Here is a 23,803-nt window from a genome sequence, read left to right as displayed (position 1 = left end):
GAAAAATCATGCGAATTGCTGCTTGTCAGATGGTTTCGGGGACGAATATTGATGAAAATATTCATACCGCGAAATCTTTAATTGACTCGGCCGCCCAAAGCGGAGCCGAGCTGGTTGTATTGCCCGAGTATTTTTCTTTGATGCCCGCAAGCGACAAAGATTGGGTGGCAGCGGCCGAGACTTTCGGCGACGGCCCTGTGCAAAAAGCGATGAGTCAGGCTGCTAAAGAGGCTCAAATCTGGCTTGTTGCCGGCACCATTCCTCTTAAAGCTGATGATGACCAACACTTCATCGATGCCTGCATTGTTTACAACCCAAGCGGAGAAGTGGCGGCCCGTTATGACAAAATTCATCTCTTCCAGTTCGAACGAGGCGATGAGCACTACGAAGAGGCTCAAACAACACAAGCCGGCAGTGAAGTAAAAACCGTTGCCATAGAGACCTGGGAAGGTGCCTGGAAGGTCGGCCTTTCCGTGTGCTTTGATCTTCGTTTCCCGGAATTGTTCCGCAAGCTCGATACACCCGACATCATCACTTTACCTGCGGCCTTCACAAGCTTTACGGGTCGCGCCCATTGGGATCCCCTCTTACGTGCCCGAGCCATTGAAAACCAATGCTACGTGCTTGCCTGTGCTCAAGGCGGCAATCACGAAAACGGACGTCAAACCTGGGGACACAGCATTTTAATTGATCCTTGGGGAGCCACCGTTGCGGAATTAACACAAGGCGAAGGCGTGTTGCTCGCAGAGGTTCAGGCGGGCCGCATCAAGCAAGCAAGAGATATTCTGCCCGCTTTGAAGAGCCGCGCGCTTTAATGCTTTTGCGCCGATATTGACGGCAACATTCACCATCTTCGGACAATTGCATTATTATCTGTATTTGGAGTTAATTTTATTTTTGAGACCTGTCTGCAATCAGGCCTTAAGATCAAAAAGGGGTTTGATCTTGTTTCGTTTAATGACGCCTATTGTGTTGCTCACGCGACTTTTAGTCGGCGCCTATCCTCAATGGATCGGCAGTACGCCCTCGGATAAGCAACGCATCTATTTTGCCAACCACACGAGCCACTTGGACACTATTGTCCTGTGGTCGTCGTTGCCTAAAGAAATTCGCTCACATACCCGCCCTGTAGCCGCCAAAGACTACTGGGTGAAGGGTGCAATTCGCAGACGCATTGCCATTGAAGAGTTAAATGTGGTTTTGGTCGACCGCCGCCGCACCGAACACAGTGATCCTCTCGAACCCCTGAGAGAATGCCTGCGTGAAGGCTCTTCCATGATTATTTTCCCGGAAGGCACGCGTCGCCCTCAGGCCATACCGAGTGAATTCAAAAGCGGTATCTGGCGCTTGGCGCGTGAATTCCCAAACGTGGAATTGATTCCAGTTTACATTGAAAACCTTTACCGAGCCATGCCTAAAGGTGTTTTAATCCCCGTGCCCACGGTTTGCTCTGTCCGTTTTGGCGCTCCCTTGCCCTTCACGCCCGAGGATCCGAAAGAAGAATTTCTGACGAGAGCCCGCGAAGCGGTCATTAAATTGTCGGAGGCTTAATATGCGGTTGGGTATTACCTTACAAGAAACCTATACGCTGGTTCTGGTTGTCTTGGTGCTTTTGGCCATCATCGGGACAAGCTATTGCCAATGGGCTATTCGCAAAGCCGTCGCTCCGGAACAAATCGAACGGATCCGTGTCGTCAACTCCCGAGTCAAAATGGGTTGGTGGCTTATTATCGTTTTCACTTTGGCGTTCTGGGCCGGTCAAAACGTCCTTTTGATTGTCTTTGCCTTGGTGAGCTTTTTCACCTTCAGAGAGTTTGTTGCCCTGACTCCGATTAAAGTCTCGGACCATTGGGCGCTCGTTGTCTCTTTTTATATCGTCATTCCGCTTCAGTACATCTTAATTGGGCTTGACCGCTATTGGCTTTTCACCGTATTTATTCCGGTCTACCTTTTCTTGCTGCTGCCCGTTTTGATGTCCCTGCGTCCGGACAATGACCGATTCCTTGAACGTGTAGCCAAAATTCAATGGGGCGTGATGTTAAGTGTTTACTGTATCAGCCATGCCCCGGCCATCATGAATTTTGACATCACACGCTTTGGCTCTAGCCCTTCGCTGCTGTTGCTCTTTTACCTCTTGATTGTCTTCTTGGGTGATCTCTTCGTCGTTATGGCCAGTTCCTACTTCGGCGGTAAGACCCTGCGAGACAACCCGCACAAAACAGTTAAAGGCATTTTGGTGGGCGGCTTTATCACCATCCTTGTCGGTTATGCGCTTTTCTGGATGACGCCCTTTAGAACATGGCAGGCCTTGGTTATGGCCACCATCATCGTGGTAACCGGTGCTTTCGGTGATATCGTCATCTCGTCTGTTAAGCGCTCCTTAGGCAGCCGCTTTTTGGACGGTGACAAGTACATCGGCCGCGGCAACCTTGAACGTCTCGCCCCTCTGATGTTCTCCGCTCCGATTTACTATCACATTACACAGGCCTACTTCTCGGCCAATTGGTAAATCATTTTGAGAGCTCCCAATGTTGGGAGCTCTTTTTTTGCGTCCGCACAATATATACCTCTAAAGAGGGTTGTAAATGCCGTTTTAATGCTTATTTATTGAAATATTTATACTTTTGTATAACTTAAATCCGCCATTTAAAGACTTCTCGGGCATACACTAAAAAGTATCTTTTCATCTACCGGAGTTCTTTTATGTACGACCCCAAATCAAAAGTCGCCACAGAATTCATCTCTCACGAAGAAATTGAAGCGTCGCTGGCCTTTGCCGAAGAGCACAAACATGACCGCGAATACATTCAAGCTGCTCTCAAAAAGGCAGAAGCTTTTAAAGGCCTCACTCACAGAGAAGCCGCGGTTTTACTCGCTTGCGAAGAACAGGATTTAAACGACGAAATTTTTGCAACCGCCAAAAAGGTTAAAGAGCATATCTACGGCAATCGTATCGTACTGTTTGCCCCGCTTTATCTTTCCAACTACTGCGTCAATACTTGCACATACTGCCCGTACCACGCTAAAAATAAACACATTGTTCGCAAAAAACTCACACAAGAACAAATCCGTCAGGAAGTCATTGCCCTTCAAGATATGGGCCACAAACGTCTTTTACTCGAAGCAGGAGAACATCCGCGCTACAACCCCATCGAGTACATTTTGGAATGCATCAATACGATCTATTCCATTAAGCACAAAAACGGTGCCATTCGCCGTGTCAACATCAATATTGCGGCAACCACGGTTGAAAATTACAAAAAACTTCACGAAGCCGGTATCGGTACTTACCAACTTTTCCAAGAAACCTATCACAAAGTCCAGTACGAACTGCTGCATCCAAAGGGCCCAAAGAGCGACTACGCTTACCACACAGAAGCGATGGACCGCGCGATGGAAGGCGGAATTGATGATGTGGGCTTAGGCGTTTTATTCGGTCTGACGCTTTACCGCTACGATTTCGTTGGTCTTTTAATGCACGCGGAACACTTGGAAGCGGTCTGGGGTGTTGGACCGCATACCATTAGTGTGCCGCGCATTTGCCCGGCCGATGATGTGGACCCGAGGACCTTTACCAACGCCGTTCCTGACGAGCTCTTTTTAAAGATTGTTGCACTGATTCGTTTGGCCGTTCCCTACACCGGCATGATTATTTCCACGCGCGAATCGGCACGCGTGCGCGGCAAGTGTCTTGAAATGGGTGTCTCACAAATCAGTGGCGGCTCTCGCACAAGCGTTGGCGGTTATGTCCTTGAGGAAGAAAAGGAAGAGAACTCCGCCCAATTTGAAACAAGCGATCGCCGCACGTTGGATGAGGTGGTGAAATGGCTATTGGACGGCGGCTACCTGCCCAGTTGGTGCACCGCTTGCTACCGCGCAGGCAGAACCGGAGACCGTTTTATGTCATTGGCCAAAACCGGTGAAATCGCCACGTATTGCCAAGCCAATGCCATCATGACGCTAAAAGAATACGCTCAAGACTACGCCCGCCCGGCTACACGTGAAGCCGCACAAAAAGTCATTGAGGCAGAAATTCCGAAGATTGTCCATGAAAAGATCCGCAAAGCCAGCGTGATTCGCCTTCAAAAAATTGAAGAAGGCGAACGCGATTTCCGATTCTAATTTTTTCTAAAAAAACAAACCGGCGAATTGTTAAACTTTTCGCCGGTTCGTTTTTTCTGTTGCCAGAAGCTGGCAAAGCCAGAGCACACTTTCAGCTATTTAGCGCAAACTGTTGCGGTTTAACTCGCGCTGCTGAGACAGAATCATATGTTTGAGCAATCGAGCTAATTCGCGTTGCTCTTCCACGCTTAAACAAGAAGCAAATTGCCGCTCCACTTCAACGTGGGAGTTAACTGCGTCCAGTGTCAGAGCCTTACCTTTTTCAGTAGCCTTCAAAATGACGCCTCGTCTGTCACCCGTATCCGGAAAGCGCTCAAGCAGTCCCTTTTCCTCAAGCTTACGGATTCGATTGGACAGCCCACCCGAAGTGATCAAAATTTTGGTTTGCAAAATCTTGGGCGTAATCACCGCATCGGGATTACGTGTCAAAACAGCCAACACTTCAAATTCACCACGGGTGAGATCGTAGCGGGCGAGGTTTTCAGCCACGCGCCGCTCCACGTAGTAGCTCATGCGAACTAAACGCGCCACAACCGAAATCGGCTCTGTGCTTAAAGTCGGAACCTGAGCCTTCCACTCTTCTTCGAGCGAATCGACAAAGTCCTTCAAATTGCGACTGGTATCTTCCGTCACGGTTATTTTGCTCCTAAGCGCTTAATGGCCAGATAGTGATAGATGTCAAAGAGTTCTTGCAGACGGAATTCTTCAAATTCAAACTTGGCTTGATGGTGACCAGCCTTTAATTCAGAACCGACAACCACGTAACCGGCCTTACCGCCTTTGTTTTGTACTCGGCGCATCAAAACGGTCGCATCATCGCTGCCGTTAAAGTTCATGGTGTCACTGATCTTCGTGCAGTACTTAGCGTGTTGAGCTGCTTCAGCAAAATCGTTTTGAACTTCTTCGTCTTTCACAAAGTCGATGGCTTCGCCCATCACTTCGCTTTCAGCTTGGCAACCGTACATAGCGGCTGCGCCGTTGACACGAGCCACGGCCTCTTCAAACATGCAATTATTAATCGCTTCCGTTTCACCACGCACTTCCACTTGCATTTCAGCCGTCGAAGCGATCACGTTACGACCTTCACCTGCGCGCATATAGCCGACGTTAACACGCGTCATGCCTTGACCGTGACGAGGAATAGCCATCAAAGCCAAACTTGCCGTTGAGGCTGCCATCAACGCATTACGACCTACTTCGGGCTGCATACCTGCGTGAGACGGCGTTCCCTTAAAGCGGAAGTCAACCTTGGTCGTGCAAAGGAATTTTTCCGGAGCGGTGACCACTTCACCACCGGGGATATCACAACCCAAGTGACCGCAATAGAGATAGTCCAAATCATCCAAGACACCGCTTTCAGCAATCGGACGACCGCCACGAGAACCTTCTTCTCCCGGTTCAAAAATGAGTTTAACGGTACCGCAAAGCTGATCCTTGTTAGCAGCCAACCATGTAGCCAAACCCATCAAAACAGCTTGGTGTCCATCATGACCGCAGGCGTGCATGTAACCTGGGATTTGGGAAGCAAAACCTTCCTTTGTCGGAGCGTGTTCAGGATCGCTCGATTCAGTCACAGGAAGGGCATCCAAGTTGCAGAGAAAACCGATCGTGGGACCGGGACGGCCGGTCTCCAAAACACCGATCACACCCGTTACCCCTTGCATGCGTTCAAGGATTTCCGGACTCACCTTCTTTTGAGCTGCTTCGTAGAACTTCGCAATTTGTGGCTTGATTGCACCGCGAATAAAGTCCTTGTTGATCACATCGTAACCACACAAGACCTTAAAACCCAGTTTTTCCATGTGTTCAATAACACGGGCGCTGGAGACGAATTCACACCAACCAGGTTCCGGCCAAGCATGAATTTCGCGACGCTTGGCAATCAACCACTCTTGAGAGATCGGTTCTAAATAGGCCATGACAAATCTCCTTCAAATTAGATATAGCGAACGAACGACATAACCATCACGGCAATGAAGCCCGCCAAAATCGGTACAGAGGTGCGCTTAACCACTTCAAGCGGATTGGCACGCACGGAAGCCGCCACAATAATAATTACTGCGGCCACAGGCGAAATGGAACGAATCAAGTTCGAGGTACATTGCATCGGCAAAGCGACCATGATCGGATCAATACCGGCGTTTTGAGCAATGGACGGAATCAACTCGATGAAACTATAGAAAACCGCGTTACCCGAACCACTGATAAACGTAATCAAGGCGGTGATACCGGAGAAGGCAAACATGAGGCCTGCACTTGCGTTTTCAACACCGGCGATAGAGTTGGAAATCATGTCAATCATGCCCATGGCACGGAGCCCCGCCACCATGGTGGAAGCCGCCACAATCAACACCACAACCTGAGAGAAGCCCTCACCCATTCCCTTGAAAAAGAGATTAGCGTCCTTCATACCTTGCTTAACGTTACCCTTGCGAACTAATTCGCAAATGAAAGCCAATGCAAAGCAGAAAAGGGTAATTTCAACTAAGCCCACCTTAGCGTGTCTGAAGCAAGCCCAGAAGAAGATCACCAAAATCAACGGCAAAACCGGGAAAAGTGCGTAGTAAACAGGAACTCCCGTCAAATCACGTACTTTGAGTTTGCTTTCATCAATTTCGGCAGAAACTTGACCGGCTTGACGCTTATCCATGTAGCGCTGCCAGAAGTAGTGAACGATACCAATAACAATCAAGGCCGGAATCGTGATCGGAGCATGGTGATAGAAAACATAGTCAACCACGTGATCAAAGCCCAAGACACGAGCGGCCACCACATTGTCCCCGCCGAGCGGTGTCGGAACAATTGTTGCCGTTGTGGCGATCACACCAGCGGCTGTCAAGACGCTCATACGAGCGGCGCGAAGCACCGGGTAAAGCGTAGCCATCAAAATAACAGCCAAAGACGAGGCGCTCGGGATAATGATGGAGAGCAACGTACCGACCCAGAAAACTAACGGTACGAGAATATACGGCGAATGAATTCTTTCAAGCGGTTTGCTCAACACACGGATCACCATGTCATTGGCACCGATATGCGACATATAAGCAGCAAAACCGAAAAGAGTCAGAATGATTAAACCGGCATTGGAATATTGACTGATAAAGAGATCTTTCATCGCTTTAAACGGATCAACCCAATTTAAGCCGGAAGATGCCTTAGCACTCACGGCAGGATGACCAAGCATCACTGCAACAGCTAAAAGCACCAAGCCCGTTGCAAAGAGCACAACTTTGGCGTCGTAGTTTTTAGCAATTGCCCAACCGGCAATAACAAGTGCCACCACGCAAATAATTAATTCAAGCATTACCTATCCTTACAAGAGAAAAATAAGCTTTTTGATTTAAAAAAAGAGACCGAGGTCACTATACGCAACTTCCACCACTCGGGCAATAGATAAATACACCAAAAGGCCATTCTTTAAGAGGTAAATGCCTTTTCGAAAAGTATCTTCACATGAAGATATTTGGTTATAATTCCGTTATTGCATGACTTTCAGTATTACTTTTTTTCATGATGAACTTTGTTTTTCCGGGTTTTATTCTGGCAGCCTTTGCCGCAATCTTATGGGGAACGGCCGGAACCGCCCAAACATTTATCACGAGTCCCTCACTTTCTCCCTTATGGGTGGGAGCGTTGCGTCTAGTGTGTGCCTGTCTTTTTTTCTACCCCATGCTCGCTATTAGCCAACGTCAATTACAACCATCAAACGCTTCTGCTAAAGGTGAAGATCACTACCTTTTAAAAGTGATAGCCGCAGGTTGCTGCATGGCCATGTTTAATCTCTTATTTTTTAGTGGCGTCAAAATTGCCGGCGTTGCGCTTGGCTCTTGCACAATCATCGCCTCCGCCCCCGTGTGGGCCGGTATCCTAGAAGCCGTGATTAAACGCAAAGCACCCGACTCTTTGTGGCTTACCGGTGTTGCTGTTGCCATTGCGGGCGGCATTTGGATGGCCGTTTCACAAGCTGAAAATATTGAAGTCAGTGCCTTTGGTTTGGGTATTTGCCTCACAGCCGGCTTCTTTTACTCAAGCTACTCCTTACTTGCTAAAGAATTAGTTCGAATCACTACCCCATTGAGAGCCTCAACTCACTCATTTACCGTGGCCGCTGTCATTGCTTTATTGGCTGCCTGGATCTTTTCTCAAACGCCCGAAATTGTCTTTCAAGACATCCTCATTGTCTTTTACTTAGGTGTTGTCGTAACGGGCTTTGCTTATCTGCTTTACGGAACCGCGCTTAAAACCACTCGGGTTTCAACCTGTGTGGCTCTGGGACTTCTGGAACCCGTGACCGCCTTTGTCCTAGCCATCGTCGTTGTGGGTGAAAATGTTAACCCCTGGGCCACGTTGGGATTGCTGGCCATTCTTGCCGGTCTGGCTCTGGTTTTACGATCTGAACAAAAACAAAACACAGCCTCCTAACGAATAGAGTTTTTCTTTTTGAGAAGTCTGCGATCATTTTTGACTACAATGATCGCAGATACTCTCACGGAGGAAACTCTTCATGCTGCACTTAGCTGCCTATATCCCGGAGATGATTGAGACAAGACGCCATCTCCACCACCATCCTGAAATTGCCTGGACAGAATTTCTTACCACTCAAACCATCGTCAAGCGCGTTCGCGAATTAGGCTTTAAGACAATTCTCGGCAAAGCTTTGTTTGACACCGAACACGCTTTGGGTCGCGAAGAAAAAGTCATTGAAGAAGCGATGCAACGCTCTTTAAAGCTTGGCATGGATCCTGTACTTCTGAAAGAACTCGAAGGTTACACGGGCTGCATGGCTGTTTGGGAAACCGGTAAACCGGGACCTGTTACTGCTTTACGATTTGATATTGACTGCGTCAATGTTGAAGAAAATCACGATGCCTCCAATGAAGCGAATCGTGAAGGTTTTGACAGTGAATGCTGCGGTCTCATGCACGCCTGCGGACACGATGCCCATGCGGCCATGGGTCTAGCTGTTGCCCATTGGATTCATGACAATGCCAAAGAGCTCAAAGGAACCATCAAACTGATTTTCCAACCGGCAGAAGAAGGCACTAAAGGGGCCGCCGGCATCGCTTACTCCAAGAATTTGGATGACGTCGATTATTTGGTTGGCGGTCACATCGGTGTTGATGCCAAATTGCACGAAGTGGCGGTCATTCGCAATGGTTTCCTTGCCACCACCAAAATGAATGTTACTTTCACCGGTGTCCCGGCTCACGCGGGAGCTGCCGCCGAATTGGGGCGCAACGCTTTGATGGCCGCTTGCTCAGCCGCTATGCAAATCATGGGCATCGCCCGTCACGGAAAAGGTGACACCAGTGTCAACATCGGCACTATTTCAGCCGGCGAAGGACGAAATGTCGTACCGGTTCACGCCAAAATGGAATTGGAAGTTCGCGGCAAAAACGATGAAATCAATCGTTATATGCAAGAAACGGCAGAGCGAATGATTCGAGGTTCTGCCGAAAGCTACGGCGTTCAATACAAAATTGACGTGATGGGCATGGCTACCGACATCCACTCGGACTCCGCCCTATCGGACATGCTTGAAGAAGAGGCGAAAAAAGTCCCCACTGTTAAGAAAGTCTTTGATATCAACTCCTGCACCGGCAGCGAAGACTGCTCATTGTTGATGAAGACGGTTCAAAAACACGGCGGTCAAGCCACCTTCTTTTACTATGGCTGCAACCACCACGGCCACCACAGAGGTGACTTTGAAATTCAAGACACAGAAAGTATGCCCGAAGGTTTTGAAATCTTTGTCCGCATGCTGGAACGCTTAAATTCTGATTCCGCCCAATAATCATAATAGGCCTCAGGACTCAATCCCTGAGGTCACTCTCTCTTCAGGAATACTGGGATGCAGTTTCTTGCTCAATTTTTCAAGTTCGAAGAAAAAAATACAAACTGGCGCCGGGAACTGATGGCAGGCTTCACGGGTTTTGTCACCGTTTGCTACGTCGTGCTCGTGATTCCTGCCATGTTGGCCGATGCCGGCATGAATTTGCAGGCTGCGACGATTGCTGTTATTTGGGCCACGGCGTTTGCCAGTCTCTTAATGGGATTAGTGGCTAATTTTCCGGTTATCGTTGCACCGGGACTTGGCATTTGCGCCTTTTTCTCTTATTACGTTTGCGGACCGATGGGCCTCTCTTGGCAAACCGCTTTGGCAGCCGTCTTTATTTCCGGCGTCATCTTTTTTTTGTTGACGGTCACCAAAATTCGTCAACTGATCATTGACGCGGTGCCAACCGATATTAAGCACGCCATTGTTGTCGGTTTAGGTTGCTTTATTTCATTCATTGGTTTGAAGAACGCCGGACTGATTGTGGCCGATCCCTCCACTTTCGTTGCTCTAGGAAACTTGCACAAGGCTGAACCGCTTTTAGCTGCCTTAGGTGTCCTTTTAATCAGCGCATTAATGGTTCGACGGATTAAAGGAGCCATGATTATCGGCATCTTGGCCGTCACTATCTTAGGATTACTCTTGGGTGTCTCGCCGCTTCCTGATCTGTCAACACTAAGCACTCCCTCCTCACTGACACCCAGCGAAACCTTCTTTGAATTGGATTTCAATTCTGTTTTTGCTTATGGCATTGTGACCATAGTTTTCACGCTGACGATGGTGGATCTATTTGACAACATGGGAACCTTGATTGGTCTATCCATTCGCGCCAATATGCTCGATCACAAAACCGGACACATTGAAGGCTTGGAAAAGGCGCTTTTTTCGGATTCTGTTGCAACCATGGCCTCAGGTGTCATCGGCACACCCACCTGCACAAGCTATATTGAAAGTGCCGCGGCAATCGCCGAAGGCGGACGTACTGGCATTGTCCCCATTGTCAGCGCCATCCTATTTTTGCTCTGTCTATTTGCTTTGCCTTTTGTGACAGTTGTTCCGGCTTACGCCACCGCTTCAGCGCTCATTGTGGTTGGTGGATTAATGATGCAATCCGTTGTTCACATTAATTTCAAAGACTTCTCAACCGGTATGCCGGCTTTCCTGACCATCATCACAATGCCCTTAACATTTAATGTGGCAACCGGTTTCGGATTGGGCTTTATCAGTTATGTGTTTCTCAAGCTACTGACAAATCAAACCAAAGATCTCAACATCGTGACAATTCTTGTTGCTTTGGCTTTTGGCATCAACTTTATGATGCGCTGAAAAAAAAGAGCGCTCCACTTTTGAGAGCGCTCCTTTTTCGTTCAGTTCAGAAACGAATTATTGGGCGGCCATCATGGCGCAAGCCGTATCGAGCATACGGCAAGAGAAGCCCCATTCGTTATCGTACCAAGCCGTCACCTTCACCAAACGCGTACCAGAGACCTTCGTCAACGTGGCGTCAAAGATAGAAGAGTGCGCATCGTGGTTGAAGTCAATGGAAACGAGCGGTTCATCGTTGTAGCCCAAAATGCCTTGGTTTTCAGGCAATTCAGAAGCAGCCTTCATCACCGCATTGATTTCTTCAACCGTCACATCACGCTTGGCTTCAAAGGTCAAGTCCACAAACGAGACGTTGATCGTCGGAACACGCACGGCAAAACCGTCAAGCTTACCGTTTAAGTCCGGCAACACAAGACCCACAGCGGCGGCAGCGCCGGTCTTGGTAGGGATCATGGAGTGCGTTGCGGAACGAGCGCGACGGAGATCCTTGTGATAAACGTCAGTTAACGTTTGGTCATTGGTGTATGCGTGAATCGTCGTCATCAAACCACGTTCAACACCGATCGCCTTATGCAAAGCATTGACAACCGGAGCCAAGCAGTTTGTCGTGCAGGAAGCATTGGAAACAACGGTCATGTCCTTGGTCAAGACGTCTTGGTTAACACCGTAGACCACCGTAGCGTCCACACCTTTACCCGGAGCCGAAATCAACACTTTCTTAGCACCGCCTTCCAAGTGGGCCAAGCATTTTTCCTTGGTACGGAATGCGCCCGTGCATTCGAGCACAACGTCCACGCCCAATTCTTTCCAGGGCAGATTGCGGGGATCGCGGTCGCAGAACACGCGCATGCGGTCACCATCAACAATCAGGTACTTTTCCGTATCAGAAACTTCCTCAACCTTCACTTCGTGGTTGAAGTGTCCGTGAACCGTGTCATGACGCAACAAATGAGCATTGGTCTTGATGTCACCCATGGCGTTAATGGCCACGATTTCGATATCGTGCTTTTTGCCCAATTCATAGTGGGCGCGCAACACGTTACGACCGATGCGGCCAAAACCCGTAATGGCAACTTTAATGGTCATTTTGAAAATCCCCTCTTTAGTAATTAATGATTAATGGCTTTCATAGCGGCTTCAACCACGCGATCCATGGTAAAGCCGAATTTTTCCCAAAGCACACCGGCAGGAGCCGATTCACCGAACGTATCGATGCCGACCACTTCACCGTTCTTAACGTACTTGTACCACAAACCGGTCACCGATGCTTCGATGGCAACTTTGGGCGCATCCGTTAAAATCGCACGCTTTTCTTCTGAAGACAGTTTATCGAAAAGTTCCGTGCAGGGCATGGACACCACTCGTGTACCGATGCCTTTTTCTTCCAAAGCTTCGCGAGCCTTCACCGCCAAGGGCACTTCTGAGCCTGTGGCAATGAGAACGCAGTCGACCCCATCGGCGCCTTTACCCGACTCTTTCATGACGTAGGCACCGGCTTTAAGAGCTTCTTTAGCGTCACGCACGACCTCTTGCGGATCACGGGCGATGAATTCAATATTTTGACGCGAACCAATAATGATTGACGGCGTATGGCGGGATTCAATGGCGCTTTGCCAGGCCACCAATGCTTCAACCGTGTCACACGGGCGCCACACATTTAAATTCGGGATAAGACGCAAACTCGGAATGTGTTCTACAGACTGGTGCGTCGGGCCGTCTTCACCCAAACCGATGGAATCATGAGTGAAAACAAAGATGGAGCGCTGCTTCATCAACGCTGCCATGCGGATGGCGTTTCTCGAATAATCGGAGAACGTCAGGAACGTGGCGCTGAAAGGCACAAATCCATGATACAAGGCAATGCCATTTTGAATCGCAGACATACCGAATTCACGCACACCGTAGTTAATATGACGACCCAAATAGGTGTCCGGTCGCATGGCTTCGACACCGGTCCAGTTGGTCAGGTTAGACCCCGTCAAATCAGCGGAACCGCCGAGCAATTCAGGCAAATGAGAAGCAAAAGCGTTTAGCGCTTTTTGACTAGCCTTGCGGGTTGCCACGGTTTCTTGAGCCACTGCAGCCTTCTCAATGGCTTGCTGCATGACCGCTTCGAAGTCTTCAGGCAGATCACCCTTCAGACGACGGGAAAGCTCTTTACAGAGTTGAGGATATTCTTGACCATAACGAGCCCACATCTCGTTGTACTCGGTTTCGAGTTTTTCACCCTTTTCACGGGCGTTCATCGCATCGTAAATTTCCTGCGGAATGACAAACGGATCCCATTTCCAGCCAAGTGCCTCGCGAGTGAGTTTGAGTTCTTCATCACCCAACGCTTCACCGTGAACCTTACTTGTGCCTTGACGGTTGGGGGAACCTTTACCGATAACCGTACGGGCGATAATAAGCGTGGGTTTGTCTTGGCTTTGCTTAGCCGTGGCGATCGCGCGATCCATCTCATCGATGTCGTGACCGTCAACCGGTCCAATCACATTCCAACCGTACGATTCAAAGCGCTCACGCGTGTTATCCGAGAACCAGTTGATTACCTTACCGTCAATGGAAATTCCATTGTCATCGTAAATCACAATCAACTTGTTGAGCTTCCAGGTACCCGCCAATGAGCACACTTCGTGGCTGATGCCTTCCATGAGGCAACCGTCACCTAAGAAGCAGTACGTATAGTTGTCAATAACATTAAAGCCCGGACGGTTAAATTCGGCCGCGAGCATTTTTTCAGCCAAAGCCATACCCACCGCGTTACCGATACCTTGTCCCAAAGGACCCGTGGTGGTTTCCACACCGGGCGTCACATCCACTTCCGGGTGTCCGGGCGTCTTGCTGTGCCACTGGCGGAAGGCCTTTAAGTCATCAATTGTCAGATCGTAGCCCGTCAAGTGCAAAAGCGCATATTGCAGCATTGAGCCATGGCCATTACTCAAAATGAAGCGATCACGGCCAATCCACTTCGGATCGGCGGGATTGTGGCGCAAATGTTTTGTCCACAAGGCAATCGCAATATCGGCCATGCCCATCGGCATACCTGGGTGACCGGACTTGGCCTTTTGCACGGCATCCATGGCCAAAGCACGGACAGCATTAGCCATCAACTGAGGAGTGACACAACAAGTCATAGTGTTTCTAACCAATTTAAAAGGAGAAAATCACACATCAGACGAAACCATTTTCATCCGACTTAAATAATAAGATTGTACTGAAATTGTGGGCGTAATTCGGTCTAAAGCGCAAAACTTTTTGACCGAATAATTTAGAGTGACCACCACTTTTCAAACTTTGACAATAAGGAAATATCCCTAGGCGTTTTCATGGAGCTTCTAGGTAGTTTGGCGTAGCATTTTCCGCGGCCGGGTATGTTCCGGCTGCCGGACAAGTCCGGCTGAACATTATGAGGAGTTTTTCATGTTCAAAAAAGCGACTTTGGTGGCCTCTGTTTTGGCCGCATTCTCTACCATGAGCTTGGCTTGCACGACTGTTTTGGTCGGCCCTGAAGCAACTGCAGACGGTTCTTTCTTCGTTGGCCGCAACGCCGACAGCGATGCTTTGAAAGCTCAACACATGGTGATCCATCCCGCCAAAAAGAACCAAAAAGGAATGTATCGCACACAAGACTACAAGGGTGCCACCAACTTTGAATATCCGCTTCCGAAAAATGCTATGCGTTACACGACCGTTCCTAACTGGAAGACGCAATTGCACGGTGCCGTTGGTTTCAACGAAGCCGGTGTCGGCATGTCTGGAACGGAGTCTATTTTTGCCCGTGACGATGCATTAAAACTTGACCCCTACAATGAAGCAACGGGTATTACCGAAGACGATATTTTGGATGTCATTTTGCCGCGAGCCAAGAGCGCGAGAGAAGGCGTTCAAATCTTAGGCAGCATTGTTGAAACGATCGGTGCCGGCGAAGGATTTGGCGTGGCATTCGTTGATGAAAAAGAAATGTGGTACCTTGAAACCGGTACAGGCCATCAATGGATTGCTCAACGCATCCCGGCTGATCAATATTTTGCCTCCGGCAACCAAGGTCGTCTGCAAGCCTATGATCCGAAGAGCCCCGACTTCATGGCCAGCAAGAATTTGGTGAAGTGGGCAACAGATAACGGCTTTTACGATCCGAAAAAAGACGGCGCCTTTAATTTCTCCAAGGCATACACCCGTGATGACTCTCGCGATCGCGTCTACAACGACCCGCGTGTCTGGCAAATTCAAAAGATCTTGACGCCGAGCTTGAAGCAGCCCGTGCAAGAAGGCCGCAGCTTCCCGGTTTACGCGAAACCTGAAAAGAAGGTCACGCTCGAAGACATGAAGAGCATCTTGCGCAATCACTACGAAGCCGGTGAATTGCAAAGCCATGATCCCTATTCCAAAGGTTTGCGCGGTGACGAAGAATACCGTCCGATCAGTGTTTTCCGCACCTATGAATCCCACGTGATGCAAGTGCGTCCTTGGATGCCGCGTGAAATCGGTTCTGTGATTTACGTGGCCATGGGCATGCCGAATCTTTCCGTTTACGTCCCGTACTACCACGGTCTTGACGCTTACCCCGCCCATTACGGCATGGGTACAAATGAAGCTGACAGTCAATCCATGTACTGGAAGTACCGCAAACTTCAAACGCTCGTGATGACCGACTACGTCAAGTTGGCTCCGATTGTTGAAAAGGCCTATCACGAATTCGAAGCCGATACGGCTAAGAAACAAAAGGCTTTCGAAGACGAATATCTGAAGATCTATAAGAAAGATGCCAAGAAGGCTGACAAGATGCTCAATGACTTCAACTTGAGCGTCATGGCAAGTGCTGAAAAATTGGCTGAAGACTTAACAAATCAAATCTTCACCATTCGCACGGCTGATATTCAAGCCGCCAACTTCTTTGCCAATAAGAGCAAGAAAGACTAATTAGGTTTCTCCTAAACGTCTCATCAGCCGTCCATTTCTGCTTGATTTGGGCGGCTTTCTCGTTTCAGAAAAGTCCTTTACAATCCTTCTGACTCTTTAACCAATACCTTATAAGATGGCTCCCCGCTTTTACGTTGATTGTGATTTCCAACCCGACAGCACTCTTGTGCTGCCGGAAAAACCGGCCCACCACGCCAGTCGTGTCCTTCGCATGAGAGAAGGAGACAGCGCCGTGCTTTTTGACGGACGGGGAAACGAAGCTCAGTGCATCCTGCACTTTTTCTCTGATCGAACTGAGGCAAACATTCTTTCGGTGGCCCCAAGCCACACGGAAAGTCCTTTAAAAACCATATTAATTCAAGCCCTAGTATCTCAAGAAAAATTGGATTGGATTTTGGAGAAAGCAACCGAACTCGGTGTATCCAAATTGGTTATAGTTCCGGCTGAACGAAGTGTGACTAAATTGGACGCAAAACGCTTGGAAAAGCGCCTCAGTCAATGGAAAAACACCGTGCAGAGCGCCTGTGAACAATGCGCCCGAAGTCTGATTCCCAATGTGCAGTACTGTGATCAATTGCAAATTGCTCTTATCGAAAACAAAAGTGAACGCAATCTTGTCTTGGCCCCTGCGGCGCAAAAGAGTTTCTATTTGGGGAACTCTCAGAGCGTGACGTTTGCTGTCGGCCCCGAAGGTGGATTTAGCGCGCAGGAAATCGAACTTGCCAACACATTGGGCTATGAAAGCGCACTACTGGGTCCGAGGGTTTTAAGAACTGAAACCGCAGGCCTCGCGGCACTTGCTGTTGCTCAAAGCCAATGCGGAGACTTTCGTTAGAAAAAGATTCCGGCTAATCCCAGGAAAATTAAGAATCCACCACTATCGGTGATGAAGGTAAGAAGAACTGAGCTGCCCATGGCGGGATCACGGTCAAATTTCTTTAGTGTCAGCGGAACAATCAACCCCACCAATGCGCCAACGATAATGTTGAGCATCATCGCAAGGAACATCACTAGGCCCAACTTCATCCCAAAGCTTGCGTCAAAGTAAAGTAACCAAGCTCCCAAACCGGCAATCGCACCCCATAGCAGACCATTGATTAAAGCAACACCCAATTCTTTTTTAAAGAGATCCATGGTGTTGCTCGCGGTCACTTGACCCATGGCGATTGAGCGCACCAAAAGCGTCAATGTTTGATTGCCCGTGTTGCCCGCAATATTGGCGGCAATCGGTAAAAGAGCCGCCAAGGCAACCACTCGGGAAATTGTCCCTTCAAAACAGCTGATGACTCTTGAAGCTACAAAAGCCGTGCACAAATTGACACCAAGCCAAATCCAACGGCTCTTAGCGGCCTCCCAAACACTTCCGAACAAGTCTTGCTCATCACTCAAACCGACCGCCGCGTAAGCATCTTCATCGCTGCTTTCACGAATCACATCCATCACTTCATCGACCGTCAGACGACCGACTAAGCGACCTGTTTCATCAACCACAGGAGCACTCACCAAGTCATAACGTTCGAACGCCTGGGCTGCATCGGTTGCGTCATCCAAGGGATTTAACGTTAAGACATCACCCTTCATCAATTCCCGGACACTTCTTTCCGGATCACTGATCAAAATTTTCGATACGGGCAAAGCCCCTTTGAGTTTTTGATTCCGGTCGACCACGAAAATCATGTCGGTCAATTCCGGCAATTCTTCAAAACCTCGGAGATAACGGAAAACCGCCTCCAATGAAAAATCTTCACGAACCGAAATAATTTCAAAGTCCATGCGCGCGCCGACGCTTTCTTCCGGGTAACTCATGGCCGCGCGCAACTGCGCACGTTCTTTTGTCGTCAACCCTTCTTGAACTTCAGCCACCACATCGGGCGGCAAGTCTTCGACCAAGTCGGCAATTTCGTCGGTATCCAATGTTTCCATGGCATCGACGAGTTCCTCGCGGTCCATCGCGTCAATCAAGGTTTCACGAACACTATCGTTGACTTCAACCAACACGTCACCGTCTTGGTTATTGCGCACCAAATCCCAGACAATCAGACGATCATCTGTCGGAAGAGCTTCGAGGATGTAGGCGATATCGGCCGGATGCAGAGGCGCCAAAATTTTGGCGATCTCGGATTTGATTTGAACATGAAAGCTCTCGCGTAATTGAGCTTCTTGTTCCTTAGTCAGAGCGCCGCTGGCACTAATTTTGTGGCGCTGATCTTCGGCTTTTTCAAGGCATTGTTGAATGCGAGCGAGGGCGCGGCTTGCGAGTTCGGGTTCGCGAGCCGATTCTACCGTCTGTGCGGTACCAACCCCATTCGGAGCTGTTTTAAGTTCAATGTCTCGAGCTTCTGGCATCGAGGCACCCCGTCATTCATAAAAACCTCTGCTATCCAAAGGAAAATTTTGTTTAAAGCCCCTGCATTGTACCACCGTACTCTCAGAGCTCAACTTAATCGCTTAGAAAAATAAAAAACCTGTCCGAAGATTTTTTCAACGGACAGGTCTTACTAGGCTAACCTGCTAGTTATTTGACGATTTTCACTGTATCAAAGGCTGCAACTGGTTTCCCATCAACCTTCGTGAAAAGGAATAATTCCGTATTCACGTCTTGGAATGTTGTAGCCACAGCACCCTTGACAGGGAATGTGATAACAGCATCTTTTAAGCCGTCACCGTCAACGTCTCTAAAGACAACCTTGACGGGTTTGGCACGATGACGATTGAGTTCGTCCTCACCGTCAGACCAAGCGGATCCGAATTCCGTCACGGATTGATCCAGTTTTGTTGCGTCAAAATCTTTTTGAGACAATAAGACCACATCCACCGTCCCCTTTTCATCCGACAAGCTTAACTTGTCCTTCATGATCACGATGTCTTGCTTATTGGCCTTCATCAAGACCTTGGAGGCAGCTCCTAAGGCTTCGTTGTAATTGAGTACATTGAAGTTGTGCATAAATTCAACGGCACGATCCTTATCTATCGCCGCAAGCGACTTGGCACGAGCTTCAACCACTCCCAATTCTTCGGCCTTGCGCTCTTCGTACTCTTCAATGGCGTCAATAACATCTTCACGCAGACTCGGCATCCAATCCAAGAATTGTTCAGCCAAAACGAACGTAAAGACGTTCTTGTCCAAAGAGAAGCTCATCTGTTCGGGTGTTGCGTGGAATTGAGCGCGCGTGCCGACTGCCGGACTCATGAAAGCTTGAGCCAAAGCCGGTTTAGCCAGCGGGAAAGCGGGCACAAACGCTGTTTCATACGGACGGGCGTTACTTCTCCAAGTCACGGTTAAAAGCGGATCTTTGGCGAGCTTAAAGACAACGCTATCGTGCGTGTCGATATTGCCGATGTCGCGCAAGTCATACAGATGCCAACCGGTTACCGAGCGATCCACTTGATCGGACTGAGCACGCATAATCTTTTGCACATCCCACGGAGTCACCTTGTCTTTCGGAACAATGGATTGAGGAATGGCGTTATGATCTTCGATCATTTCGCCCGTCATGATCTTCATGAAGGTTTGAACGCGTTGTTTGTTCCAATCAGCGGCACGACGACGATCGGGCTGATAGGCTTCACGGAAATTGAAGTCAGAATAATCCCCAGCTTTGGCCGGTTTGTAAGTGCCGATCTTGATGGCATGTTCAACCAAATCAGGCGAGGCAATCACATTTTCCTTATCGTTCAAATCAACGTTCGTTAACGAATAAGAATTGGCTAAGAAGGCCACTTCGTTGTCCTTGACCTTACGGGCAAGATAACGGTGTCCGCGAAGAATTGCCATTTGCCAAGCTTCATTGTGGTCGGCGAATGTATACGTGCGACCTTCATGCGTGTAGCCATATTTTTCAACAAGCTCAATGGCAATCTGAACGGCTTCTCGAGCGGTATGGGCTCGTTCTGCGGTGATGCGGCGAATGCCGTAGCCCACACCGCCATTTTTCACCTTTTCATCCTTTTCAACCGTATCGCCACAGTTATTGGATGTGATCAACACACCGGCTTCATTAAAGAAGCCATCGGAAAAACTATAGCCTTCAGGTGCAAGCGTCTGCGTCCACCAGTAACCCAACGTCTTCGTTACTTGAGGAATTTTGGCGGCCGTCGGTTCGTATTCAATCATTTCACCTTTCTTATGTGTCGCTGCCGGCACCCAGTATTGGCTCATGAGAATACGACGGTCATTGTCCTCGTTGTGACCAACAATAATTTCGCCGGTGGATGAGGCATCCTTACCGACGATAACCGTAAAACAAGCTTGAGCTGACATCGCTGTTCCTAACATAAGAGCGGCAACCGAAGCCGCCATCAGTGTTTTTCGAATAATCATAAGAAAACTCCTTCCGACAGGTTATTGATCAAACCCCGAGGTTCAGTTTAGGCCCCCTCTATAAGGTTTGCTCAATCTACGCACAAGGAGTTTCCCTGATTGCTTTTTTTACGATACAGGATACAAAAGCTATTCAGAATCGGAAGGCTTTTGCTCTTGCTGACTTTCTGTTTCTTCCAAAGGCTCATCCTCTCCGAGCGACTCTTCGTCTGTCTCATCGAGCACTTCTTTTAACCGCGCATCCAAAAGAACGTCGACGTAGTCAACCCCCAAAATGTCCAAGAGGATCTTTTGACCACGAGGCAATTCCGGCAGCCCCGGCATTCTTTGCATAAAAGGCAGGCCTTCAATCCGGATTAATTCACCTTTGACAACCACGGCTTCAATTGTCTTAAGCCCTTCTTGCTCAATCCAGCGCAAACTCCAATACCTTTCCATCTTGCGCTGAAATTCCGAGTAAGCCCCGTAGGTCAATGTGAAATTGGAGACGATGGCAAAAAGGTCCGTATCACTCGGTCGATAACTTGGCGAACGATCAAGTACCGCGCTGATTAATTGCCGTTGGTTAACCAAATCAACATACCGACGCAGCGGGGAAGTACACCACGCATACTGTGCGACACCCATTCCATCGTGCGGCCCCGGCGTTGTACTCATCTTAACCCGGCCCATGCTTTGAGAACGGTAGATACCGGCTACATTCACTTCTTCAAGCCAACCACCCCAAACGGTGTTGGCAAAAATCATCAATTCACCAACCGCCAAGTCCAGGGGCGAGCCTCGTCTGCGAGACTTCAGATGAATAACAGCATCCTCTCCGTCTCCCTCTAAGTCGAAGCTCCACTCAACGCGACCCAACTGTTCTGGTTTCCCTCTTACAGCTTCCCGCTCCGATAAGCATTTTTTAGCAAATTTCCAAAGCCAGGTGATTTCTTCAGCAAACGGATGATTGACAGTTCCTCCTAAAAGTTTTTCTTCGGTAAATTCATCTTCAATCAAGTCGTAGCGGATATTGGAACAAACTTTAATGCGCTCCAGGTGAGTTTCTGTGGCGGAAACTTCAAGCGTTTCTTTATCAACCAGCGCATAAAGAGACAAGCAGGGAACGGCTCTACCCTCATCTAAAGAGAACTCTTTAATCCAATCCTCCGGCAACATGGTGGTCTTGATGCCTGGAGCATAAACCGTAGAAAGTCTTGAACGGGCTACGCGGTCGATATCGCTGTCACGCTCAATTCCAAGTCCTGGCGCCGCAATGTGTACACCGATTCGAAGAAGCTTGTCATCAACATGCTCAACACTTGTCGCGTCGTCAATTTCTGTTGTTGACGAGTCATCAATGGAGAAAGCTTTGACATTGGCAATAGGGAGATCATCCCAACCATTTTCAGATGGTTTCACCAAATCGGCGGCAAAACCCTTTCCTTTCGGAAAATACTGCGCATAAAAACTGTCAATGTGCCAACGATAAGCGGACTTAATCGCCCCCAAAGAGAGCAGCAGACGAAGTGGCGTCATACGTGCTTCGCTTGCCGCATCAGAAAGAGCCTTCCACAAATTACTGTTTTTATCGGGTGAAACCAGTAAATTGATAGCCTGAGAGACAATTTCCTTCGGAGCCGTTTGCTCATCAATCATCTGCCGCACCCAAGCCTTTTTCTGCTCTTCAGCTAAACGCTTCTTTTCTAACGCTGCCAAAGCGGCCTTCAATATTTCTTCTGGTGCTTTACGATAATTACCGCGACCTTTTCTGTGAAAGTAGACGGGATGATTGTGAAGTGTCAGCAGTGTGGCGATCTTCTCAATGACGGAAGGTGCTTCTCCGAAATATTCGACAGCCAAAGTCTCAAAGCGAAACTCTCCCTCGGGAGCGACTTCCCAAAGAAACTGGGGATCGATTTCGGTGCTCATGGCTTCCGCTTTGGGCATTACGTCTGATGCCACAGGCGATTCAAATTCAAAAAAGACGTGCCCGCCTTTGACTTTTGTACGCCTACCGGTCAAAAGCTCCACTTGATAGGCACTGCCGTTTTGCGACAAAATCGTGCCGACTTTAAAGGTACCGTCTTCTTCAAAAAAGAGATACATTAAATCGCCCCTTTCAGCGTTGTTTGAATAAATTGCGTAATCCCGGTTAAGAACATTTGAACGGCCATTGTAGCCAATATCAATCCCATCAGTCGTTCAAAAGCGGCGGTTGTTCTTTCCCCTACGATTTTCTGAACACGTTCGGCAAATACCAAAATCGCAGCACTGATGGCGCAAGTGAGCACCACGACCAAAAGCCACTCCGGAATACGATCAGGGTCACTGCCGACTAAAAGTAAAATCGTTGCCAACGTCGAAGGCCCTGCAATAGCAGGTACTGCCAAAGGCACGATAAAAGGCTCTCCACCGGGCGCTTCTCCAAAGACCCCTTCCTTGGATGGGAAAACCATTCGAATGGCCATCAACAAAACAATCAGGCCGCCCCCCATTGACAAGGCCGCTTGACTCAATCCCAGTGCGTCTAAAAATGCTTTTCCGCCGAAGGCGAAAATGCACAAAATCAAAGCCGCGATCACACACTCACGTATCACCACACGAGAGCGCCTATGCTCCGGAACAGACTTCAACGAGGAAATAAAAATAGGAATGTTTCCGAGGGGGTCGGCCATTAAAAACATCAACAACAGGGCCGATACAAAAGAGTGCTCCATTCAGATGTTCCTTTCTTATTGATTGGCTGCCGCAAAATGTTCGATTTCCGGCAAACATTGTTCAAAATCGGTTATTTCGTGCGTGTTTTCAGGCAGAAGAATTTGCCTGCAGGCACTGTATTTTTTCTGCGCCTTATGCCAGTCCAACACTTCATCTGCCGTTGACAAAAAGACTAGATAACGCTCGGGGTGAATAATTTCACAATGCATACTTTTTGCTTGATCGGCAAATTCCGGTTTGACTTCAATGGTACGCCCCGTATTGGCAATGGGCTGTACCCCCAGATAATCATTAATGACACACCAGGGTTCTGTCGCCGGATTAAAAAGAATGGCCCGACAGCCGATTTTTTCGGCAAGCCAAGTCGCGTAAAAGCCCCCAAGGCTTGAGCCTGCTAAACATAATTGACTCGGATTGATGTCCTTAACCGTTTCAAGCAATATCTTTTGAACGGCAAGCGGTGAAACATTTAAGTCAGGTGCCAAAAAGGTAAACTTTTCGCCTAAGGCCTCACGCATTACCCGACCTTTATTGCTATCGGGTGAAGAGCGAAATCCGTGCAGATACATTAAAACCAT

Annotated in this window: 19 protein-coding genes; 9 read left to right on the top strand and 10 right to left on the bottom strand. The window is 48.6% G+C overall.

The window, feature by feature from the left end:
* Positions 1–8: 8 nt before the first annotated feature.
* The 4 genes from M3080_RS07180 to hydG all read left to right on the top strand — a co-directional run bounded on the left by M3080_RS07180 (position 9) and on the right by hydG (position 4,122).
* Positions 9–815: a carbon-nitrogen hydrolase family protein gene (locus tag M3080_RS07180; protein ID WP_249092498.1), complete on the top strand. Its 807-nt coding sequence runs from the start codon at positions 9–11 to the stop codon at positions 813–815.
* A 142-nt stretch (positions 816–957) separates the two neighbouring features.
* Positions 958–1,551 (top strand): lysophospholipid acyltransferase family protein, encoded by a 594-nt coding sequence (locus tag M3080_RS07175; RefSeq protein WP_022472991.1) that lies wholly within the window; start codon positions 958–960, stop codon positions 1,549–1,551.
* A gap of 1 nt (position 1,552) precedes the next feature.
* Positions 1,553–2,509 carry a phosphatidate cytidylyltransferase gene (locus M3080_RS07170; protein WP_022472990.1) on the top strand — a complete coding sequence of 319 codons (957 nt, stop codon included), beginning with the start codon at positions 1,553–1,555 and terminating at the stop codon, positions 2,507–2,509.
* A 194-nt stretch (positions 2,510–2,703) separates the two neighbouring features.
* The gene (gene hydG / locus M3080_RS07165; RefSeq protein ID WP_249092497.1) at positions 2,704–4,122 is read left to right on the top strand and encodes a [FeFe] hydrogenase H-cluster radical SAM maturase HydG; all 1,419 of its coding nucleotides are present in this window, start codon (positions 2,704–2,706) and stop codon (positions 4,120–4,122) included.
* A gap of 99 nt (positions 4,123–4,221) precedes the next feature.
* Here the strand turns inward: hydG and M3080_RS07160 are convergent, their stop codons facing one another.
* From M3080_RS07160 to dcuC, 3 genes are read right to left on the bottom strand one after another with little or no spacing between them, the layout of a single operon-like run.
* Positions 4,222–4,755, bottom strand: coding sequence for a MarR family winged helix-turn-helix transcriptional regulator (locus M3080_RS07160; RefSeq protein ID WP_022472988.1), 534 nt, complete (start codon positions 4,753–4,755; stop codon positions 4,222–4,224).
* Positions 4,756–4,757: 2 nt separating this feature from the next.
* Complete coding sequence (locus M3080_RS07155) at positions 4,758–6,041, bottom strand: amidohydrolase (protein WP_022472987.1); 1,284 nt, start codon at positions 6,039–6,041, stop codon at positions 4,758–4,760.
* A gap of 17 nt (positions 6,042–6,058) precedes the next feature.
* Positions 6,059–7,426 (bottom strand): C4-dicarboxylate transporter DcuC, encoded by a 1,368-nt coding sequence (gene dcuC, locus M3080_RS07150; RefSeq protein ID WP_022472986.1) that lies wholly within the window; start codon positions 7,424–7,426, stop codon positions 6,059–6,061.
* Between the two features lie 206 nt (positions 7,427–7,632).
* On the opposite strand from dcuC, the gene M3080_RS07145 reads away from it, so the two are divergent.
* From M3080_RS07145 to M3080_RS07135, 3 genes are all read left to right on the top strand, one after another.
* Positions 7,633–8,544 (top strand): DMT family transporter, encoded by a 912-nt coding sequence (locus M3080_RS07145; protein WP_249092496.1) that lies wholly within the window; start codon positions 7,633–7,635, stop codon positions 8,542–8,544.
* An 82-nt stretch (positions 8,545–8,626) separates the two neighbouring features.
* Complete coding sequence (locus tag M3080_RS07140) at positions 8,627–9,916, top strand: amidohydrolase (RefSeq protein WP_249092495.1); 1,290 nt, start codon at positions 8,627–8,629, stop codon at positions 9,914–9,916.
* A 57-nt stretch (positions 9,917–9,973) separates the two neighbouring features.
* Positions 9,974–11,284, top strand: coding sequence for an NCS2 family permease (locus M3080_RS07135; protein ID WP_249092494.1), 1,311 nt, complete (start codon positions 9,974–9,976; stop codon positions 11,282–11,284).
* 57 nt (positions 11,285–11,341) lie between these two features.
* Here M3080_RS07135 and gap read toward each other — a convergent pair whose 3' ends face one another.
* Positions 11,342–12,370 (bottom strand): type I glyceraldehyde-3-phosphate dehydrogenase, encoded by a 1,029-nt coding sequence (gap, locus tag M3080_RS07130; protein ID WP_022472982.1) that lies wholly within the window; start codon positions 12,368–12,370, stop codon positions 11,342–11,344.
* Positions 12,371–12,393: 23 nt separating this feature from the next.
* Complete coding sequence (gene tkt / locus M3080_RS07125; protein ID WP_249092493.1) at positions 12,394–14,418, bottom strand: transketolase; 2,025 nt, start codon at positions 14,416–14,418, stop codon at positions 12,394–12,396.
* Between the two features lie 286 nt (positions 14,419–14,704).
* On the opposite strand from tkt, the gene M3080_RS07120 reads away from it, so the two are divergent.
* Together M3080_RS07120 and M3080_RS07115 are read left to right on the top strand one after the other, a co-directional pair.
* Complete coding sequence (locus tag M3080_RS07120; RefSeq protein ID WP_022472980.1) at positions 14,705–16,204, top strand: C69 family dipeptidase; 1,500 nt, start codon at positions 14,705–14,707, stop codon at positions 16,202–16,204.
* A 115-nt stretch (positions 16,205–16,319) separates the two neighbouring features.
* Positions 16,320–17,039, top strand: a complete 720-nt coding sequence (locus tag M3080_RS07115; protein ID WP_249092492.1) for a 16S rRNA (uracil(1498)-N(3))-methyltransferase — start codon at positions 16,320–16,322, stop codon at positions 17,037–17,039.
* On the opposite strand, the gene mgtE is transcribed toward M3080_RS07115, so the two are convergent.
* From mgtE to M3080_RS07090, 5 genes are all read right to left on the bottom strand, one after another.
* Positions 17,036–18,550, bottom strand: coding sequence for a magnesium transporter (gene mgtE / locus M3080_RS07110; RefSeq protein WP_249092491.1), 1,515 nt, complete (start codon positions 18,548–18,550; stop codon positions 17,036–17,038). The two genes, M3080_RS07115 and mgtE, sit on opposite strands and share 4 nt — an antisense overlap.
* A 169-nt stretch (positions 18,551–18,719) precedes the next feature.
* Positions 18,720–20,525 carry a C69 family dipeptidase gene (locus tag M3080_RS07105; RefSeq protein WP_249092490.1) on the bottom strand — a complete coding sequence of 602 codons (1,806 nt, stop codon included), beginning with the start codon at positions 20,523–20,525 and terminating at the stop codon, positions 18,720–18,722.
* Between the two features lie 129 nt (positions 20,526–20,654).
* Positions 20,655–22,613 (bottom strand): ribonuclease catalytic domain-containing protein, encoded by a 1,959-nt coding sequence (locus tag M3080_RS07100; RefSeq protein WP_249092489.1) that lies wholly within the window; start codon positions 22,611–22,613, stop codon positions 20,655–20,657.
* On the bottom strand, positions 22,613–23,224 hold the full coding sequence (locus M3080_RS07095) for a MarC family protein (RefSeq protein ID WP_022472974.1): 612 nt from the start codon (positions 23,222–23,224) through the stop codon (positions 22,613–22,615). The genes M3080_RS07100 and M3080_RS07095 overlap by 1 nt, the downstream gene beginning before the upstream one ends.
* Before the next feature lie 15 nt (positions 23,225–23,239).
* Positions 23,240–23,803, bottom strand: coding sequence for a YqiA/YcfP family alpha/beta fold hydrolase (locus tag M3080_RS07090; RefSeq protein ID WP_249092488.1), 564 nt, complete (start codon positions 23,801–23,803; stop codon positions 23,240–23,242).

Source organism: Parasutterella secunda (assembly GCF_023336895.1).
Taxonomy (GTDB): Bacteria; Pseudomonadota; Gammaproteobacteria; order Burkholderiales; family Burkholderiaceae_F; genus Aphodousia; species Aphodousia faecalis.
This window is presented reverse-complemented; position numbering and strand designations above follow the sequence as displayed.

Bases quoted from the DNA above. Each gene is read 5' to 3' on its own strand.
- M3080_RS07180 (WP_249092498.1), top strand. From the start codon at position 9: ATGCGAATTGCTGCTTGTCAGATGGTTTCGGGGACGAATATTGATGAA.
- M3080_RS07175 (WP_022472991.1), top strand. From the start codon at position 958: ATGACGCCTATTGTGTTGCTCACGCGACTTTTAGTCGGCGCCTATCCT.
- M3080_RS07170 (WP_022472990.1), top strand. From the start codon at position 1,553: ATGCGGTTGGGTATTACCTTACAAGAAACCTATACGCTGGTTCTGGTT.
- hydG (WP_249092497.1), top strand. From the start codon at position 2,704: ATGTACGACCCCAAATCAAAAGTCGCCACAGAATTCATCTCTCACGAA.
- M3080_RS07155 (WP_022472987.1), bottom strand. From the start codon at position 6,041: ATGGCCTATTTAGAACCGATCTCTCAAGAGTGGTTGATTGCCAAGCGT.
- dcuC (WP_022472986.1), bottom strand. From the start codon at position 7,426: ATGCTTGAATTAATTATTTGCGTGGTGGCACTTGTTATTGCCGGTTGG.
- M3080_RS07145 (WP_249092496.1), top strand. From the start codon at position 7,633: ATGATGAACTTTGTTTTTCCGGGTTTTATTCTGGCAGCCTTTGCCGCA.
- M3080_RS07140 (WP_249092495.1), top strand. From the start codon at position 8,627: ATGCTGCACTTAGCTGCCTATATCCCGGAGATGATTGAGACAAGACGC.
- M3080_RS07135 (WP_249092494.1), top strand. From the start codon at position 9,974: ATGCAGTTTCTTGCTCAATTTTTCAAGTTCGAAGAAAAAAATACAAAC.
- gap (WP_022472982.1), bottom strand. From the start codon at position 12,370: ATGACCATTAAAGTTGCCATTACGGGTTTTGGCCGCATCGGTCGTAAC.
- tkt (WP_249092493.1), bottom strand. From the start codon at position 14,418: ATGACTTGTTGTGTCACTCCTCAGTTGATGGCTAATGCTGTCCGTGCT.
- M3080_RS07120 (WP_022472980.1), top strand. From the start codon at position 14,705: ATGTTCAAAAAAGCGACTTTGGTGGCCTCTGTTTTGGCCGCATTCTCT.
- M3080_RS07115 (WP_249092492.1), top strand. From the start codon at position 16,320: ATGGCTCCCCGCTTTTACGTTGATTGTGATTTCCAACCCGACAGCACT.
- mgtE (WP_249092491.1), bottom strand. From the start codon at position 18,550: ATGCCAGAAGCTCGAGACATTGAACTTAAAACAGCTCCGAATGGGGTT.
- M3080_RS07105 (WP_249092490.1), bottom strand. From the start codon at position 20,525: ATGATTATTCGAAAAACACTGATGGCGGCTTCGGTTGCCGCTCTTATG.
- M3080_RS07100 (WP_249092489.1), bottom strand. From the start codon at position 22,613: ATGTATCTCTTTTTTGAAGAAGACGGTACCTTTAAAGTCGGCACGATT.
- M3080_RS07095 (WP_022472974.1), bottom strand. From the start codon at position 23,224: ATGGAGCACTCTTTTGTATCGGCCCTGTTGTTGATGTTTTTAATGGCC.
- M3080_RS07090 (WP_249092488.1), bottom strand. From the start codon at position 23,803: ATGGTTTTAATGTATCTGCACGGATTTCGCTCTTCACCCGATAGCAAT.